This window comes from Kribbella sp. NPDC049227, assembly GCF_043197265.1.
Classification (GTDB): Bacteria; Actinomycetota; Actinomycetes; order Propionibacteriales; family Kribbellaceae; genus Kribbella.
In genome coordinates this window covers 199,790-217,097 of sequence record NZ_JBICST010000011.1, presented here as the reverse complement: position 1 = coordinate 217,097, position 17,308 = coordinate 199,790, and the positions used below count along the sequence as shown (strand labels likewise).

The 17,308-nt window shown below is 68.5% G+C and carries 21 protein-coding genes; 13 read left to right on the top strand and 8 right to left on the bottom strand.

The window, feature by feature from the left end; translation table 11 throughout:
* On the top strand, window positions 1-177 hold the full coding sequence (locus ACGFH6_RS41965; RefSeq protein ID WP_165554028.1) for a DUF6104 family protein: 177 nt from the start codon (window positions 1-3) through the stop codon (window positions 175-177).
* A 26-nt stretch (window positions 178-203) separates the two neighbouring features.
* Window positions 204-929, top strand: a complete 726-nt coding sequence (locus tag ACGFH6_RS41960; protein WP_393396420.1) for an AAA family ATPase — start codon at window positions 204-206, stop codon at window positions 927-929.
* On the opposite strand, the gene ACGFH6_RS41955 is transcribed toward ACGFH6_RS41960, so the two are convergent.
* A complete protein-coding gene (locus tag ACGFH6_RS41955; protein WP_360444425.1) occupies window positions 926-1,282 on the bottom strand; it encodes a metalloregulator ArsR/SmtB family transcription factor in 357 nt (118 codons plus the stop codon). The two genes, ACGFH6_RS41960 and ACGFH6_RS41955, sit on opposite strands and share 4 nt — an antisense overlap.
* A gap of 114 nt (window positions 1,283-1,396) precedes the next feature.
* Between ACGFH6_RS41955 and ACGFH6_RS41950 the strand changes: the two genes are divergently transcribed.
* Window positions 1,397-2,632, top strand: a complete 1,236-nt coding sequence (locus ACGFH6_RS41950) for a sodium:proton exchanger (protein ID WP_393396417.1) — start codon at window positions 1,397-1,399, stop codon at window positions 2,630-2,632.
* A gap of 213 nt (window positions 2,633-2,845) precedes the next feature.
* On the opposite strand, the gene ACGFH6_RS41945 is transcribed toward ACGFH6_RS41950, so the two are convergent.
* The 4 genes from ACGFH6_RS41945 to ACGFH6_RS41930 form a co-directional block, all read right to left on the bottom strand.
* Window positions 2,846-3,148 carry a WhiB family transcriptional regulator gene (locus ACGFH6_RS41945; protein ID WP_393396415.1) on the bottom strand — a complete coding sequence of 101 codons (303 nt, stop codon included), beginning with the start codon at window positions 3,146-3,148 and terminating at the stop codon, window positions 2,846-2,848.
* 118 nt (window positions 3,149-3,266) lie between these two features.
* On the bottom strand, window positions 3,267-3,770 hold the full coding sequence (locus ACGFH6_RS41940; RefSeq protein ID WP_393396413.1) for a GNAT family N-acetyltransferase: 504 nt from the start codon (window positions 3,768-3,770) through the stop codon (window positions 3,267-3,269).
* On the bottom strand, window positions 3,771-4,739 hold the full coding sequence (locus tag ACGFH6_RS41935; RefSeq protein WP_360444437.1) for a zinc-binding dehydrogenase: 969 nt from the start codon (window positions 4,737-4,739) through the stop codon (window positions 3,771-3,773). It abuts the gene before it with no gap.
* Between the two features lie 22 nt (window positions 4,740-4,761).
* Window positions 4,762-5,160 (bottom strand): MerR family transcriptional regulator, encoded by a 399-nt coding sequence (locus tag ACGFH6_RS41930; RefSeq protein ID WP_393396408.1) that lies wholly within the window; start codon window positions 5,158-5,160, stop codon window positions 4,762-4,764.
* Window positions 5,161-5,230: 70 nt separating this feature from the next.
* Here ACGFH6_RS41930 and ACGFH6_RS41925 point away from each other — a divergent pair, with 70 nt between their 5' ends.
* On the top strand, window positions 5,231-6,565 hold the full coding sequence (locus ACGFH6_RS41925; protein ID WP_393396406.1) for a hypothetical protein: 1,335 nt from the start codon (window positions 5,231-5,233) through the stop codon (window positions 6,563-6,565).
* Window positions 6,566-6,632: 67 nt separating this feature from the next.
* Here the strand turns inward: ACGFH6_RS41925 and ACGFH6_RS41920 are convergent, their stop codons facing one another.
* A complete protein-coding gene (locus tag ACGFH6_RS41920) occupies window positions 6,633-7,829 on the bottom strand; it encodes an NADP-dependent malic enzyme (protein WP_360444444.1) in 1,197 nt (398 codons plus the stop codon).
* Between the two features lie 207 nt (window positions 7,830-8,036).
* On the opposite strand from ACGFH6_RS41920, the gene ACGFH6_RS41915 reads away from it, so the two are divergent.
* The 8 genes from ACGFH6_RS41915 to ACGFH6_RS41880 all read left to right on the top strand — a co-directional run bounded on the left by ACGFH6_RS41915 (window position 8,037) and on the right by ACGFH6_RS41880 (window position 14,634).
* A complete protein-coding gene (locus ACGFH6_RS41915) occupies window positions 8,037-8,882 on the top strand; it encodes an ABC transporter substrate-binding protein (RefSeq protein WP_393396403.1) in 846 nt (281 codons plus the stop codon).
* Between the two features lie 11 nt (window positions 8,883-8,893).
* Window positions 8,894-9,715: an amino acid ABC transporter permease gene (locus tag ACGFH6_RS41910; protein WP_393396401.1), complete on the top strand. Its 822-nt coding sequence runs from the start codon at window positions 8,894-8,896 to the stop codon at window positions 9,713-9,715.
* Entirely contained in the window at window positions 9,715-10,470 is a 756-nt protein-coding gene (locus tag ACGFH6_RS41905) for an amino acid ABC transporter ATP-binding protein (protein ID WP_393396399.1), read from the top strand. Before ACGFH6_RS41910 ends, ACGFH6_RS41905 begins: the two co-directional genes overlap by 1 nt.
* A 172-nt stretch (window positions 10,471-10,642) precedes the next feature.
* Entirely contained in the window at window positions 10,643-11,551 is a 909-nt protein-coding gene (locus ACGFH6_RS41900; protein ID WP_393396397.1) for an ABC transporter substrate-binding protein, read from the top strand.
* A 6-nt stretch (window positions 11,552-11,557) separates the two neighbouring features.
* Window positions 11,558-12,520: an amino acid ABC transporter permease gene (locus ACGFH6_RS41895; RefSeq protein WP_393396395.1), complete on the top strand. Its 963-nt coding sequence runs from the start codon at window positions 11,558-11,560 to the stop codon at window positions 12,518-12,520.
* A complete protein-coding gene (locus ACGFH6_RS41890) occupies window positions 12,520-13,338 on the top strand; it encodes an amino acid ABC transporter ATP-binding protein (protein ID WP_393396393.1) in 819 nt (272 codons plus the stop codon). The genes ACGFH6_RS41895 and ACGFH6_RS41890 overlap by 1 nt, the downstream gene beginning before the upstream one ends.
* Window positions 13,339-13,459: 121 nt before the next feature.
* Window positions 13,460-13,852, top strand: a complete 393-nt coding sequence (locus ACGFH6_RS41885; RefSeq protein WP_393396391.1) for an anti-sigma regulatory factor — start codon at window positions 13,460-13,462, stop codon at window positions 13,850-13,852.
* On the top strand, window positions 13,849-14,634 hold the full coding sequence (locus tag ACGFH6_RS41880; protein WP_393396389.1) for an RNA polymerase sigma factor SigF: 786 nt from the start codon (window positions 13,849-13,851) through the stop codon (window positions 14,632-14,634). Before ACGFH6_RS41885 ends, ACGFH6_RS41880 begins: the two co-directional genes overlap by 4 nt.
* A 3-nt stretch (window positions 14,635-14,637) precedes the next feature.
* On the opposite strand, the gene ACGFH6_RS41875 is transcribed toward ACGFH6_RS41880, so the two are convergent.
* A complete protein-coding gene (locus ACGFH6_RS41875; RefSeq protein ID WP_360444471.1) occupies window positions 14,638-14,916 on the bottom strand; it encodes a hypothetical protein in 279 nt (92 codons plus the stop codon).
* A gap of 573 nt (window positions 14,917-15,489) precedes the next feature.
* On the opposite strand from ACGFH6_RS41875, the gene ACGFH6_RS41870 reads away from it, so the two are divergent.
* Window positions 15,490-15,741 (top strand): WhiB family transcriptional regulator, encoded by a 252-nt coding sequence (locus ACGFH6_RS41870; protein WP_012922773.1) that lies wholly within the window; start codon window positions 15,490-15,492, stop codon window positions 15,739-15,741.
* Window positions 15,742-15,795: 54 nt separating this feature from the next.
* Here the strand turns inward: ACGFH6_RS41870 and ACGFH6_RS41865 are convergent, their stop codons facing one another.
* The gene (locus ACGFH6_RS41865; protein WP_360444474.1) at window positions 15,796-17,274 is read right to left on the bottom strand and encodes a histidine kinase N-terminal domain-containing protein; all 1,479 of its coding nucleotides are present in this window, start codon (window positions 17,272-17,274) and stop codon (window positions 15,796-15,798) included.
* Window positions 17,275-17,308: the final 34 nt, after the last annotated feature.

The window sequence follows — 17,308 nt, the reverse complement described above, 5'->3', positions numbered from 1 at the left end:
GTGTACTTCACCGACCGAGGGATCGAGGAACTCGAGGGCCGGCGTGGCGAGGAAGACGTCACGCTGGCCTGGGTGGCCGAGCGGCTGCGCGAGTTCGTCGACCTGAACCCCGAGTTCGAGACCCCGATCGAGCGGTTCGCCACCTGGCTGGCCCGCCTCGACGACGAGGACGACTGAGCTTCCTCCTCATCTAGAGTGAGCGTGTGCCCTTCGCCGAGCAGCCCGTACGCCGGGTGGCCGCGGCGGAGGGCGTTCGTCCGTCCGGGCCTTGGCCGCACACGATTCCCGCCGTACGGCAACTGCTGACCGACGGTCTCGACCTGGATCCCGGCGTCACCTTCCTCGTCGGCGAGAACGGCACCGGCAAGTCCACGCTGGTCGAGGCGATCGCGGTCGCGTACGGCCTGTCCCCCGAAGGCGGCTCCACGGGAGCCCGGCTGACCACGCGGGCGACCGAGTCACCGCTGGCGGACGAACTCCTGCTGACCCGGGGCATCGGCGGCAAGCGGGCCGGCTACTTCCTGCGCGCCGAGACCATGCACGGGTTCTACACCTACCTGGAGAACAACCCGCGCCCCTCCGGCCCGGCGGACCTGGCCTTCCACGAGATGAGCCACGGCGAGAGCTTTCTGAGCCTGATCAACGACCGCTTCATCCGGCGCGGGTTCTACTGCCTGGACGAGCCGGAGTCGGCACTCTCGTTCTCCAGCAGCCTGGTCGTGGTCGGCGTACTCAACCGGCTGGCGGAGTCGGGCTCGCAGGTGCTCTGTGCGACCCACTCCCCCGTGATCGCCGCTGTGCCAGGGGCAACGATCCTGGAGACCGGCGACTGGGGCCTCCGGAAGACGGCCTGGGAAGACCTCGAGCTCGTGCAGAACTGGCGTGCCTACCTGCGTCACCCCGAGCAGTACCTGCGGCGCATCCTCTAGTCCGCGTGTGGCGGCCGGGTTCGCAGCGGTGGATCGGGAGCCAGCGTGCCGTCCGGAGCGATGTGCTCGAAGATCTGGTCGACCAGATTCAGGACGTGCGGGTCGTCGACGGTGTAGATGTGCCGGCGGCCTTCGCGGCGGGCGGTGATGATGCCGGCCAGCCGGAGCTTGCCGAGGTGCTGGCTGGCGGTGGCGATACTCACGCCCACCCGCTCGGCCAGCGTGCCGACGTCGTACTCGCCCTGAGCCGCCAGTGAGACCAGATGCAGCCGCACCGGGGCGGACAGCATCGCGAAGGTGCCCGCGGCGGAGTCCAGCTGGGCCTTCGTGGGTTCGGGAAACGGTGTCGTCATCGCGCAGTCATTGTGACCGCTGAAGGGGCTGTGCGGCAGCCCGCCGAGCCGGGGTGAGGACGGTCTCACACTTTCGCAATTGCGAAAGTATCAAAACGGTGGCAGGCTGGAACCATGTTCCGAGCCCTCCGCCCTGTGCTCATGCTGCTCGTGGTGGCGATCCCCGCGGTCGCCCTCCGGCTCACCGGCACACACCCTTCGGCCCTGCCGTCGATCTTCGTCTTCGGCCTCGCTGTGGTCGCCGCGTCCTTCGTCCTCGCCTGGGCGGCCGAGGCCGCGGAGGTGGACATCTCGGGCGGTCTGGCGATCGCCCTGCTGGCGGTCATCGCGGTGCTCCCGGAGTACGCCGTGGACCTGTACTTCGCCCACACGGCGGGCAGCAACCCCGACTACGTGCAGTTCGCCGCCGCCAACATGACCGGCTCGAACCGGTTGCTCCTCGGCCTCGGCTGGTCCAGCGTCGTCCTGCTCAGCCTGTACGTCGCCTCGCGGCGCAGCGGGCGGTCGGTCAAGGCACTGGTGCTCGAGTCCGGGTACCGCCGCGAGCTCGGCTTCCTGGCCATCGCCGGTGTGGTCGCCTTCGTCATCCCGGTGACCGGCGAGATCCACCTGGTGCTGGGCATCCTGTTGCTCGCGTTCTTCGCCTACTACCTGTACCGCGCCGCGATCTCGGAGCACGACGACGAGCCGGACCTGATCGGGCCGGCGGCAACGATCGGCGGGCTGCCGACGGTGCAGCGGCGGATCGCGGTGATCGGGATGTTCCTGGTCTCGGCCGGGGTGATCCTGGCCGCCGCGGAGCCGTTCGCGGACTCGCTGGTCGAGGGTGGCCACGCGCTCGGGATCGATCAGTTCCTGCTGGTCCAGTGGCTGGCTCCGCTGGCCTCGGAGGCGCCGGAGTTCATCGTCGCGCTGCTCTTCGCCTGGCGCGGCAAGGGCGCGGCCGCGCTGGGCCTGCTGATCTCGGCCAAGGTGAACCAGTGGACGCTGCTGATCGGCAGCCTCCCGATCGCCTACGGCATCGGCGGCGGACCGATCGCGCTGCACCTGGACGGACGGCAGATCGAGGAGTTCCTGCTCACCGCGACGCAGACGCTGCTCGGGATCGCCGTATTGCTGAGCCTCCGCTTCCCCCGCCGGGCGGCCTGGACGCTGCTGGGTCTGTTCGCGATCCAGTTCGCCGTACCGGGTCAGACCGGGCGGTATGTGATCAGCGGGATCTACCTGGTGCTCGCGATCGTGGCGGCCGTGCGCAACCGGCAGTACGTCATGGCAACGTTGACCTCGCCGTTCCGGAAGACGGACAAGCCCGCCGACGCGGAGCGCGCCGACGAGCTCGTCGAGGTCTGAGCCGACCTGTCTCGTGGGTCAGCCCACGAGACGGGGACGGCAGGCGGCTGGCGGGTTGGCGTGGGTCAGCCCACGAGACCGCGGGTTGGCCCACCGCGTGCGACTCGCCAACCCACACTCTGATGGGTCGACCCACCAGACGGGGAGAGGACCGCGGGCGAGCGGCGGGTCAGCCCACCAGACGGGGTGAGCGGGCCAGCGGGTGGGCGGGGGTCAGCTGGCCTGCTGCTCCTCGGTCTCGACCAGGGCGCCGCGGCGGCGTTCCTGCGGGCCGGGCTTGCCGCGGCGGCGGCCGGAGAGGAACTTCTCGCCGGCCGCCGTACCGGTGAACTTGGTCCGGCGGGCCCATTCACGGCATTCGTCGATCACCGGGCACGAGTTCAGGCACACGGCCTGGGCCCGGCGCTGCTCCCAGTGCGTGGCGGACTCGTCGTACGCCGGTGCCTGGCCGACGCACGCGGCCCGGGTCATCCAGCGGTCGGCGGGGTCGGCGATCACCGTCAAGGTCGGCCTCATGGGCCCTCCTGGTCCTCCATCGATCGGGCGGATCGACCCGCGGGGGTTTCCCGCGGTAGGACCAGAGTGCGCCTGCCTCATTGCCCCGCTGCGACGCGCATGTTTCAGCCGTGCAACGTCAGTGCCGGACCATCCGGATCTCCCAGAGGCCGAAGAACGGATCGTGCTTGCGGCTGCCGTCCTCGACGAAGTCGTTGCGCCGGTAGAACCTCCGGGCCTGCTGGTTGTCCTCGAACACCCACAGGCTGGCCGGATCCTTGCCGATGGCAAGCTCCAGCAGCCGGGCACCGAGCCCGGTCCCCCACCACTTCTGGCGGGTGTAGATGGCCTGCAGCTCGAGCGGAGTCGGGGCGTCGTCGTCCCGGTTGGGCCCGCCCGACGCGAAACCGACCACGCGGTCCTCGACCCCTGCCGCGGGGTCCGGGTTCAGCGCGATCCAGCGCTGCCATCCGTTCCTGGCGGCGGTCGTCCACCGCTCGATCCGGCGGTCGATGTCGCTGGTCCGTTCGAGCAACTGGTCGGCCGGGACCAGGTCGGCGTACGCCTCCCGCCAGCAGAGCAGGTGGCACCAGGCCGCCGCCTCGGAGTCGGCGACGGTGGCGCGGCGGATGAGAGGTTGCACCTAGACAGTGAAGACGATCTTGCCGAAGACGTCACCTTCATTGAGCTTGGTGAAGCCCTTGCGGGCGTCGGCCAGCGGCAGGATCGAGTCGATGTGCGGCGAGATGCCGGCGTTCGCCATGAACTGGAGCAGCTCGGCCAGCTCTGTCCGGGTGCCCATGGTCGAGCCCTGGACCCTGAGCTGCAGGAAGAAGATCCGGTTCAGCTCGGCCGACTTCGGCGCCTGGCCGCTGGTCGCGCCGGAGATGACCATCGTCCCGCCCTGCTTGAGCGACTTCAGCGAGTGCGACCAGGTCGCCTGCCCGACCGTCTCCATCACCGCGTCCACCCGCTCCGGCAGCCGCGCACCGGACTCGAACGCCCCGTGCGCGCCGATCTCGAGCGCCTTCGCCCGCTTCCCCTCGTCCCGGCTGGTCGCCCAGACCCGGATCCCCGCCGCCCGCGCCAGCGTGATCAGCGCGGTCGCGACACCACCGCCGGCACCCTGCACCAGCACGGTGTCACCCGGCTTCAGACCCGACTGGGTGAACAGCATCCGGTACGCCGTCAGCCACGCGGTCGGCAGGCACGCCGCCTGCTCGAAGCTCAGCCCGGCCGGCTTCGGTACGACGTTGCGAGCCGGTACGGCGACCTTCTCCGCGAGCGTTCCCTGGTAGCGCTCGCTGAGCAGCGACCGCTTCGGGTCGAGCGTCTCGTCGCCCTTCCAGGCCGGGTCGGAGATCACCGCGTGCACGACGACCTCGTTGCCGTCCGGGTCGACCCCGGCCGCGTCACAGCCGAGGATCATCGGGAGGTTCTGCTCGGCCAGTCCGACGCCCTTGAGCGACCACAGATCGTGGTGGTTGAGCGCGGTCGCCCGGACGTCGATCGTCACCCAGCCCTCGGGCACCGTCGGGTCAGGGCACTCCCCCACCTCCAGAGCGGCGATCGGGTCGTCGGCGTCGAACTTGGCGGCGTAGGCAGCAAGCATGCCTACCACCCTAGGGGGTGGTCTACTCGGAGTCAGTTACCGAATTCACCATCGGGGTGGAGAGCACGCCGTCGAGCAGGCGACGGGATTCCTCGAGCGCGGTGATCGAGGCCGTGATCCGGTCGCGCTCCTGGTGCAACTGGTCGATGAGCACCTCGCACCTCGGCTCCAGCTTCGCTGTGACACACGGCAACACCTGCGAGATCGTCGCCGTCGACAAGCCGGCCGCCAGCAAGGTCCGGATCCGCGCCACCACGTCGACGTCGCTCTCGGCGTACTCGCGATATCCGCTCGCCAGCCGCTGCGGCCTCAGCAGCCCTTGGTCCTCGTAGTACCGGAGCAACCGCTCGCTGACCCCGGTCCGCGCCACCATCTCGCCCATCCGCACCCCGTCGCCACCTCCACGACTCGACTCTGACATGCGTGTCGGAGTTTAGCCTGCCTCCGGATCGGCAATAAGGGCCATGACCGTAATCCCCTGAGGAGAGCCGATGCTACGCGCACTGATGGCCGCGGGTATGACCGCCGTCCTGCTGACCGGACAGACCACGGCCGCCCCGGCCGCGCCGACCGCACAGGTCACCGGCGCCTACCTGCAGATCACTGCCGACGGCGTCGCCACCGACCCAGGTTTGGAGGGCGCGTCGCACGCCCACGCCGCACTCGCCGCGATGTACGACGTCACCGGCGATCCGCGGCAGCGCCAGACCGCCGACGAACTGCTCGATTACATCCTGGGGCGAAAGCCGGGCCAGATGAGCACGGACCTCGCCCTGCAGTTCCTGCGAAGCCCTTACCTCCAGAGCGATCCGCGGTTGCGCGCCAACCTGGAGACCTTCGTGACCGCGCTCCTCGACCTGTACGCCACGCAGCCCGACAAGGTACTGCGTACCGGCGACATCCGCACACTGACGGGACGCGCTGAGCTGCTGGTCGACTACGCCGAGTACCTCGAGCACGGGCACGGCGACCCGTCCCGGATCCGGTCCGCCGACGCCGCGGCCCGAGCGATGCTGGACCGAGTCGCCGCGCTGCAGTACACCCACGCAGAGGCCGTCTCGTCGTTCCACAACGACCGGTACGTCGGTGCCTTCCCGCACTTCGTCGCCGGTGACGACGGCAACATGGGCACCTGGGATGTCGAGCACTGGGCGCCGTCGATGCTGTCACTGGACCAGTACGCCGCGGTCCGCGCACTCGCCACCGGCTACGGCCGGTTCCACACTGCCACCTACAACGACGCCGCCGCGTCCGGGACCCGTCACCTGCTCGGCACGACCCAGATCGATCCGGACCTGATCTACGCCGGCGCTCCCGCGGGCTTCCCGCTGGACGGCGCGACGTACGTGATCGGCGAGGAGACCGGCGAGCAGCCGTACCTGATCACCTACGGCTGGTCCCCGAACGCGATCGCCCAGCTGGGTACGGCGTTGAAGGCGGTCCGGGACAACCGGGTCAAGGTGCCGGACTCCGCCGCCTGGCTGGCGTCGTACTGGCGTGGCACTCCTCCGCGCAGCGTGCTCGCACCGGGACAGTTCTGGCACGGGCTGGACGCGAAGATCGAGTACACCCACCGGTTCATCGAGGCCACCCAGCTCGCGGTTCCCGCCGACTTCCCCTGGCTCGGCCTGGATCGCACCACGTTCCCCGGCACGGGTGACGACGACATCCGCCGAGGCGGCTGGTACGACGGCTCCGGCCGCGGCACCATGTCCGCGGTCTACTCCCGACTGGCAATGACCGGCTACATCCAGTCCGGCGGCCACGACATCCCCATGCTCACCCAAGCCGCCCACTGGTGGAACCACATGGTCGTCCGCAGTTGATGGCGGGTTGTGTCACCGCCGGCCGGAAACTATCCCGTCAGCGGCGACACAACCCGACAGCGACCGGTCAGGCGCGGGCGACTCCGTCGGTTTCGGCGGCTGCTGCTACTGCGGCGGCGACGGCTGGGGCGACGCGGGGGTCGAAGGGCGACGGGATGATGTAGTCGGGGCGCAGGTCGTCGGTTGCGATGAGGTTCGCCAGCGCCTCGGCGGCGGCGAGCTTCATGCCCTCGGTGATGCGGGACGCGTTCGCGTCGAAGGCGCCGCGGAAGATTCCGGGGAACGCGAGCACGTTGTTGATCTGGTTCGGGAAGTCCGAGCGGCCGGTCGCGACCACGGCGGCGTGCCGGTGCGCGATGTCCGGGTGCACCTCGGGGTTCGGGTTCGCCAGCGCGAAGATCATCGACCCCGGTGCCATCCGGGCGATCGCTTCCTCGGGCACGGTTCCGCCGGAGACGCCGAGGAACACGTCGGCACCGTCGAGCGCGTCCACCAGGCGGCCGGAAAGCCCACCGGTGTTGGTGTCGCGGGCCAGCGACAGCTTCACCGGGTTCAGGTCGGCGCGATCCTCGTGCAGCACACCCTTGCTGTCGACGACGGCCAGGTCGCCGACCCCTGCCTGCAGAAGGATGCGCGCACACGCGACCCCGGCCGCACCCGCACCGGAGATGACCACGCGGATGTCACTGATCGACTTGTCCGTGACCCGGAGCGCGTTCCGCAGCGCGGCCAGTACGACGACCGCCGTACCGTGCTGGTCGTCGTGGAAGACCGGGATGTCCAGGCGCTCCTTCAGCCGGCGCTCGATCTCGAAGCACCGCGGCGCGGAGATGTCCTCCAGGTTGATGCCGCCGAACGTCGGAGCCAGCCGGACCACCGTCTCGACGAACTCGTCCACGTCGGTGCAGTCGAGCGCGATCGGCACCGAGTCGACGCCGCCGAACTCCTTGAACAGCAGGGCTTTGCCCTCCATCACCGGCAGCGAGGCGGCCGGCCCGATGTCGCCGAGCCCGAGGACGGCGGTCCCGTCGGTGACGACCGCGACCACGTTGGACTTCCAGGTGTAGCGCCGTACCAGCGCGGGATTCTCGGCGATCGCGGTGCAGACGCGGGCGACGCCCGGCGTGTAGGCCTTGGACAGGTCCGCGGCGTCGCGGACGTGCACGGACGAGGTGACCTCGATCTTGCCACCGCGATGCAGTTCGAAGACGGCATCACCGGCGTACGGGTCGGGAACCTCTGGTGAGAATGGCTGGGCGACCATCAGAGCCCTTTCGCAAAAACTTGGGTGGAAGTGTTCGACAACAGGGGATCGCCCGTGCGCACGAGTAAACCACACGCCCTACTGGTCTGCTGTGAGGGGTCCCACATCCGGTGACGATCCAGTCGCGATCCGACACGAACGCCGGGCGCCGGACTGCCTGTTGTGTCAGGATGCGGTTTCCCCCCACCACGTCGAGGAGAATTCGCGATGAACATCGTCTCCACCCTCCGCAGGAGCCGCCTGACAGCCGCCGCCACCACGGTCGCCGTCCTCGCGCTCGCGCTCGCCGCCTGTGGCAGCGACGACTCGGGCGCCGGTGGATCCGAGGACAAGGCGAAGGCGGCCGGCATCACGCTGGTCAAGCCGGGCAAGTTCACTGTCTGCACACACCTGCCGTACAAGCCCTTCCAGTACAAGGACGGCAACAAGGTGGTCGGCTTCGACGTCGACCTGCTCGACCTGGTCGCGCAGGACCTCGGCCTGGAGCAGGAGGTGGTGAACATCGAGTGGGCGCAGGTCACCTCGGGCGCCGCGTTCCAGGCGAAGAAGTGCGACATGGGCATGGGCGCGATGACGATCACGCCGGAGCGGCAGGCCGCGATCAGCATCACCGACCCGTACATGGACGCCACTCAGGTGCTGATGGCCAAGAAGGACTCCGGCATCAAGGGCCTGGAGGACCTGCGCGGCAAGATCCTCGGCTCCCAGGCCGACACCACCGGTCACAAGTACGCCGACGAGAACAAGGACAAGTACGGCTACAAGGTGATCCCGTTCCCCGACTCGGCGCTGCAGGAGAACAACGTGAAGTCCGGCCGGGTCGCCGCCGCCATCAACGACAACGGCCTGCTGTACGACTTCATCAAGGACAACCCGGACATGGCCGTGGTGGCCGAGTTCGACACCGGTGAGCACTACGGCTTCGCCGCCCTCAAGGACGGCAGCGGGCCGAAGCTGGTGGAGAAGTTCAACGGCCTGCTCGCCACGGCGAAGTCGGACGGCAAGTACAACGAGATCTACAAGAAGTGGTTCGGGGTCGAGCCGAAGAAGTGAGCCGACAAGACATGAGTTCCGCCACCGAAACCGTTCAGCGGAAGGGGTTGAGCCCGCGGCAACGGGCTCGCCGCTCCCGCGGGATCCAGTACGCCGTCCTGGTCGTTCTCCTTCTGGTCGCCGCGTTCAGCGCGGACTGGGGCCAGATCATCAGCGTCTTCTTCAAGCCGCAGTTCATCAAGGAGGCCTTCCAGAACGGGCTTCTCACCGCGCTGGTCAAGACGCTGGAGTACACCGCCGGCGCGTTCGTGATCGGTCTGGTCGGCGGCACCGTGCTGGCACTGATGAGGCTGAGCCAGGTCGGGCCGTACCGGTGGATCGCGACGGCGTACATCGAGTTCTTCCGGGGCCTGCCGGCGATCGTGGTGTTCATCGCGTTCAGCCTGCTGCCGCTGGCGTTCGAGGGCATGACGATTCCCTGGGACCCGTACGGCGTGGTCTGGCTGGCGCTCGGGATCGTCGCGTCGGCGTACATGGCCGAGGTGATCCGGGCCGGCATCCAGGCGGTGCCGAAGGGACAGGTCGAGGCGGCCCGCTCGCTCGGTATGCCGGCCGGGCTGGCGACCCGCAAGATCGTGCTCCCGCAGGCGTTCCGGATCGTGCTGCCGCCGTTGACCAACGACCTCATCCTGCTGGTCAAGGACTCGTCGCTGGTGTTCATGATCGGTGTCGCCGCGGACGGGTACGAGCTGACCGGCTTCGGCCGCGACCTGGCCAACACCGAGGCCAACCTGACGCCGCTGGTCACGGCCGGCTTCTGCTACCTGCTGATCACGCTGCCACTGGGCCTGCTGGTCCGCCGGCTCGAGGCCAGGACGGAGAGGACGCGCTGATGGCACCGGTGGTCGAGATCAGGGACCTGCACAAGTCGTTCGGCAGCAACCATGTCCTGCGCGGCATCGACTTCACCGTCGAGCAGGGCGAGGTCGTGTGCGTGATCGGCCCGTCCGGTTCGGGCAAGTCGACGCTGCTGCGCTGTGTGAACCTGCTGGAGAAACCCCAGCAGGGACAGGTGTTCGTGCGTGGTGAGGACATCACCGACCCGGACTGTCACCTGGACGCCGCGCGGCAGCAGATCGGCATGGTGTTCCAGCAGTTCAACCTGTTCCCGCACCTGTCCGCGCTGGCCAACTGCACGATCGCCCAGCGGACGGTGCTGAAACGCAGCCCGGTCGAGGCGGACCGGGTCGCCCGGGCCAACCTGGAGCGGGTGGGCCTGAGCGACAAGATCGACGCTTTCCCGGCGCAACTGTCCGGTGGCCAGCAGCAGCGGGTGGCGATCGCCCGGGCACTGTCGATGGATCCGGCGCTGATGCTGTTCGACGAGCCGACGTCGGCGCTCGACCCCGAACTCGTCGGCGACGTACTGACCGTGATGCGCAAGCTCGCGCTCGAGGGGATGACCATGCTCGTGGTCACCCACGAGATGGCGTTCGCCCGCGAGGTCGCGGACCGGGTCGCGTTCATGGACGGCGGCGTCATCGTCGAGCAGGGTCCGCCGGCCGACGTCATCGGCGACCCGAGGGAGGAGCGCACGCGAACGTTCCTGCGCCGGGTTCTCGACCCGACCCACGTCGAGCCGACCTGACCGAATTGTCACGCTGCGTGCCCGGGAGGTCGACGGGCCGCAGCGCGGCAGCGGGCCAGGACTACGAATAGGTCTCCATTGGGCCCCCATCGGTGCGCCCCGGCTATCGGCCTGTGTCAAGATGCGGACACATGGCGCCGGGCCCGTCCGGCACCCAGCTTTGGAGGACTAGATGTCTGTCCTGCGTAGGACGCTCGTGTTGTCCGGCGTCCTGGTTCTCGCGGCCGCCGGATGTGGTTCTGACTCGCTCGACAACAACAACGGTGCCGGCAGCGCGCCGAGCAGCGCCCCGTCGAGCGCGCCGTCCAGTGGTGGACCCGACCTGAGCGGTTCACTGCCGGCCAAGATCAAGTCCGCCGGCAAGATCGTGGTCGGCGTGGACGCCAGCTACCCGCCGAACGAGTCCCTGCAGGGCGGCAAGACCGTGGTCGGGATGGACGTCGACCTGTTCAACGCGGTGGCGCAGAAGTTCGGCGTCACGGTCGAGTGGCAGCCGGCCAGCTTCGACACCATCATCACCGGTGTCCAGGGCGGCAAGTACGACGTCGGCGTCTCGTCGTTCACGATCAACGACAAGCGCAAGCAGCAGGTCAACATGGTCAGCTACTTCAACGCCGGCACCCTGTGGGCGACCGCGAAGGGCAACCCGAAGGGCGTCAACGCCGACGACGCCTGCGGCAAGACCATCGCGGTCCAGAAGGGTACGACGCAGGAGCAGGACGACCTGCCGAAGCGGCAGGCCAAGTGCAAGGCCGAGGGCAAGCCGGCGATCAAGACGCTGCCCCGCGACAAGCAGGACCAGTCGACCGCGGACCTGGTCTCCGGCAAGGCCGACGCGATGCTGGCCGACTCCCCCGTCGTGCTGTACGCGATCCAGCAGACCAACGGACAGCTCGAGCAACTCGGTGACATCTACGACGCGGCGCCGTACGGCTATGTCGTTCCGAAGGCGCAGACCGAGTTCGCCGGCGCAATCGTCCAGGCCCTGAAGGCGCTCGAGTCCGAGGGCACCTACAAGAGCACGCTGACCAAGTGGAACAACGACTCGGGCGCGATCTCCGACTTCGCCGTCAACCCGTGAGTCGACATGGTTACTGACACCGAAACGCGGCAGGCGGAGCCGGCCTCCGATCGGCCGGGGCGGATCGACGCCGTCCCGGTCCGGCATCCCGGGCGCTGGGTCGCGATCGCCGTGATCGCCGTCCTGGCCGCGATGCTGGTGCACCTGCTGCTGACCAACAAGGCGTTCGAGTGGCGCTTCGTCTTCGAGGCGATGAACCAGTCACAGGTCATCAACGGCTTCGTCAAGGGCACGCTGCTGGTCACCGCGCTGTCGATGATCGTCGGCGTGGGCGGCGGCGTCCTGCTGGCCGTGATGCGGCTGTCCGACAACCCGATCCTGGCCGGCGTGGCCTGGGTCTTCACCTGGTTCTTCCGCAGCATCCCGCGGTACATCCTGCTATTCACGATGGGCACGCTGGGCATCTTGTTCCAGGAGGGAGTCGCGTTCGGGGTGCCGTTCGACTGGAAGATCATCGAGTGGCTCGGGTTCTCGGGTGACTGGCGGCTGTTCACGCTGGACGCGAACCAGATCTTCACCGGCCTGGTCGCCGGTGTGATCGGCCTCGGGCTGTCCGAGGCGGCGTACATGGCCGAGATCGCCCGGGCCGGCATCCTCAGCGTAGACAAGGGCCAGGCCGAGGCCGCCGAGGCGCTGGGGATGAGCAGTGGCAAGGTGATGCGCCGGGTGGTGCTGCCGCAGGCGATGCGGGTGATCGTGCCGCCGACCGGCAACGAGACGATCGCGATGCTCAAGGACACCTCGCTGCTGGTCGCGGTCCCGGTGATCGGCGAGCTGTTCTACCAGCTGCAGTCGATCGGGAGCACGTACTACAAGACGTTCCCGATCGCCGTCGCGGCCGCGCTGTACTACCTGGCCGTGACGAGCGTCCTGATGGTCGGTCAGTACTTCCTCGAGCGGCACTTCGGGCGAGGCTTCGGGAACAGGGCGCCCCGGGCGGCCCGCCCGGCCGGCGCGGGAGGTGCGTGATGACGGCCGCGGCCGCCGCTGAGACGGCGGAGCCCGTGACCGAGCGCCTGGTGCACGCAGTCAACGTGACGAAGTCGTTCCATCACAACGAGGTGCTCAAGGGCATCGACCTGGACGTGGATCGCGGTCAGGTGGTCTGCCTGCTCGGCCCGTCCGGTTCCGGTAAGACGACGTTCCTGCGCTGCATCAACCAGCTGGAGACGATCGACGGCGGCCGGATCTGGGTCGACGGCGAGCTGATGGGGTACGACGACCGCGGCGGGCGGCTGTATCGCCTCAAGAACAAGCAGATCGCGGCCCAGCGCCGCGAGATCGGCATGGTCTTCCAGCGGTTCAACCTGTTCCCGCACATGACCGCGATCGAGAACGTGATGGAAGCGCCGATCCAGGTCAAGCGCGAGGGCAGGAAGGAGTCCCGGGTCCGGGCCCAGGCGCTGCTCGACCGGGTCGGCCTCGGCGACCGCAGTACGGCGTACCCGGCACAACTGTCCGGCGGTCAGCAGCAGCGGGTGGCAATCGCGCGAGCGCTGGCGATGCAGCCCAAACTGATGCTGTTCGACGAGCCGACATCGGCGCTCGACCCGGAGCTGGTCGGCGAGGTGCTCGCGGTGATGCGCGAGCTGGCGGACGAAGGGATGACGATGATCGTGGTCACCCACGAGATGTCGTTCGCCCGCGACGTGGCCGACACCGTCGTCTTCATGGACGCCGGCGTGGTGGTCGAGTCCGGGCGGCCGCGCGAGGTGCTCGGGAACCCGCAACACCAGCGCACCAAGACCTTCCTGACCCGGCTGCACTCCGAACACGACCACCCGTGATTCCTGTGCGGAGGGCCGGCTCGTGCACCGGGCCGGCCCTTTCGCCGTGCATCAACCGCTTCGAGCGTGGAAGATGTACGGCATGGTGAGCCGAGCGGCCGCCGGACACGAGGGAGGCAGTGTGAGCAGCACAGGACGATCCGCCGAGGTCCGACTGAGTATCCCGGCGGACAGTGCCTACATCGCCGTCCCGCGGTCGGTGGTCGGCAACCTGGCGGCTCGCAACGACTTCACCGTGGACGCGATCGACGACCTGCGGATCGCGGTCGACGAGGCGTGCGCCCTGCTGCTGCCGCAGGCCTCCGACGGCGTGCTGGACTGCGTCTTCGAGATCAACCCACCGCAGCTCACCGTCCGGACCAGTGCCGTCGTACCGAACGGCTGGCGGCCGGACACGTCGTCGTTCGGCTGGACCGTGCTGACAGCGCTGGTCGAGTCCGCGGCGGCCGAGACCATCGACGGCCGGCTCACCATCACCGTGACGGCAACCGCCACCGCCGCGGAGAAGGCGTGACCGACGACCGCTCACTGGGCGAGCCCCAGGAACCTACAGACCTGCGCACCCGGACGGCCGAGCTGTTCCGAGCTATGGCCGCGGGCGATCCCGACCGCGCCCTGGCCCGGGACGGCCTGGTCGCGCTGCACATGCCGCTGGTGGAACATCTGGCCCGCCGCTTCCGCAACCGCGGCGAGCCGTACGACGATCTGGTCCAGGTGGCCACGATCGGCCTGATCAAAGCAATCGACCGCTTCGACTCCGACCGGGGCGTGGAGTTCTCGACGTACGCGACGCCGACGATCCTGGGCGAGATCAAGCGGTACTTCCGGGACAAGGGCTGGGCGATCCGGGTGCCGCGGCGGCTGCAGGAGCTGCGGCTGTCGCTGACCGCCGCGACCGCCGAGCTGACCCAGGAGCTGGGCCGCGCGCCGACGGTGGCCGAGCTGTCCGAGCGGCTCGGGTTGTCGCCGGACCTGGTGATCGAGGGGCTGGAGTCCGCGAACGCGTACAACACCTTGTCCCTGGACGCTCCCGATCAGAACGAGGCCGACGCCACCACGGTCCTGGACGGGCTCGGCGGCGAGGACGAGGCGCTCGAGAGCGTGGAGTACCGGGAGTCGCTGAAACCGCTGCTGGCCCAGCTGGACACCCGGGAGAAGCGGATCCTGACGCTGCGGTTCTTCCGCGGGATGACGCAGTCCCAGATCGCCGAGGAGATCGGCATCTCCCAGATGCACGTCTCCCGCCTGCTGGCCCGCACCTTGACCGAACTCCGGGCAGGCCTGCTGAAGGAGTAGGGCCTACAGGACCGGACGGTCCTTGGTCGGGTCGTCCGCCAGCGCCAAGGTCGAGGCCTTCTGGAACAGTCCGATCAGTACGCCGACAGCCGCCAGCGCCAGCGCCACCGAAACAGCCTTCGTCGACCCGCCCCAGAAGCTGTACGCGACCAGCAGCTGGATCAGCTGGGCGAACACGGCCGGCCCTCGGCTCCAGGTCGAGGCCCGCCACAATCCACGGGCCACCAGGCCGAGGCCGGCGCCGTACGCGATGAAGAAGACCGCGGTGGTCAGTCCGAGCACCAGCCGGGATCCATGGATCGTAAATGCTTCGGCAATTCCCAGAACGATGAGCACAAGCCCTTCCGCAGCGACCACAGCCGCGGCTAGCTTGAGCGGTCTCGGTACGGCGGCAGCTGGGGAGTCGGTCGGCACTTCGCCAGCTTAATGCCCCATGCCGAGGTGTACTTCGGGCCCAAGGGACGAACACCTGCTCTTTCCGCGAGCCCGATCGGGTCGCGGAACCCCCAGCCCCACAAGGGCTTCGAGGTTGTGCGTAACCAATGAGCGGTTGGATCGGTTACTTGCAGTGAACGGGTGATTGCGGATGATCTTCTCCGTCCGGCTACCGGACGGGGAGAACCAGCGCGCACCGGTTCGTAGTGTTAAGGAAGTGTTGTGATCTGATCGACAACTCCAGAACCCTTGTTTCACTCAGCTGAGATTGGGAACATGGTCTCGTTCGTGAAAACGTTCACAACACGCACCTCGCACCACGAACCCCCCGTGCGAGAAGCATCACGAGTACAGCACTGCTGATCGGGCACAGACCTACCCGACAGCGTACGACCACTACTGAGAGAGATGGGATCCGCCATGGATTGGCGCCACCGGGCCGTTTGCCTCGATGAGGACCCGGAACTGTTCTTCCCCATCGGCAACACCGGGCCCGCGATCATGCAGATCGAGGAGGCCAAGCAGGTGTGCCGTCGTTGCGACGTGCGTGAACAGTGCCTCGCCTGGGCGCTGGAAGCCGGCCAGGATCACGGTGTCTGGGGCGGTCTGAGTGAGGACGAGCGCCGCGCTCTCAAGCGCCGCAACGCCCGCGCCCGCATCCGCACCGCCTGAAGCCCCCAGAACGCCAGGCCCCGCGGGATCCGCGGGGCCTTTCGATTTCCCCCGCTACTCCTTGACCGGGATGTCCAGGGTGACCTGGGTTCCGGGCTTGCCGTCGTGGCGCGGGCCGAACTCGAGGGTTCCGTTCAGCTCGCCGATGACGAGGGTGCGGACGATCGACAGCCCGAGGTTCCCGGACAGCTCCGAGTCGAAGTTGGCCGGCAAGCCTTGTCCGTCGTCCACCACGGTCACGTGCAGCCTGCCGACGGATCGCTCGGCGCCCAGCTCGACCGTCCCGCTGGCCTCGCCGCCGTCGCGCGTACCGAACGCGTGCTCGACCGAGTTCTGCATCAGTTCCGTCAGCACCATCGCCAGCGGGGTTGCGATCTCGGAGTCCAGCACCCCGAAGTTCCCCGATCGGCGCGTCTCCACGGTCGTCTCGACGGTCGACACATCGGCCACCATGGCGGCGACACGGTCGGCCACGTCGTCGAAGTCCACGTGCTCGTCGAACGACTCCGAGAGCGTCTCGTGCACGATGGCGATCGAGCCGACCCGGCGGACCGCCTCGGCCAGCGCGGCCTGGCCTTCCGGCACGCTGATCCGCCGGCCCTGCATCCGGAGTAACGCGGCGACGGTCTGCAAGTTGTTCTTGACGCGATGATGAATCTCCCGGATGGTCGCCTCCTTGGTGACCAGCTCCCGCTCCCGGCTGCGCAGCTCCGTCACGTCGCGGAGCAGGATCAGCGCGCCCACGTGCTGCCCGTCGGCCCGCAGCGGGATCGCCCGGAGGAACAGCGTGGCGTCGGAGTTCTCGATCTCGATCTCCTTGGCCGCCCGCCCGGTCAGCACCGACGCGAGCACGTCGTCGACCTTGTGCCCGCTGTGCAGCAGTTCGCCGGTGACCTCCTTGAGCCGGCTCCCGACCAGATCCGTCACGAGTCCCATCCGGCGGTAGGCCGACAACGCGTTGGGGCTGGCGAACGTCACCATTCCGTGCCGATCGACCCGGATGCAGCCGTCCCCGACCCGCGGCGTGGTGGACAGCAGCCGCTCCCCGCCGTACGGGAAGATGCCGTCGTTGATCATCCGGGCCAGGTCGGTGGCGCTCTGCAGGTAGGCGATCTCGAGCCGCGACGGGGTGCGGACGCCGAGCAGGTTGGTGTTCCGGGCGATCACCGCGATCACCTTCGTCCCCCGGCGGACCGGGATCGTCTCGACCCGGACCGGGACGTCGTCGCGCCACTCCGGGTCGCCCTCGCGGCAGATCCGGCCGCCGTCGTACGCCTGGTCGAGCAGGTGCCGGCGGCCGCGCGGGATGAAGCTGCCGACGATGTCGTCCATGTACGCCGTCGGCCCGGTGGTGGGCCGCATCTGCGCCCCGGCCCAGAACCCGAGACCCTCGGTGTCGGGCAGCCAGAGCACCAGGTCGGCGAACGAGAGATCGGCCAGCATCTGCCAGTCCGAGACGAGCAGTTGCAGGCGGTCCAGGTCGGCCTGGTCCAGGGTCGTGTGGTTCCGCGCCACATCGCTCAGAGACGGCACGCCCCGATGCTACCGATGGCCTATACCAGCTCCT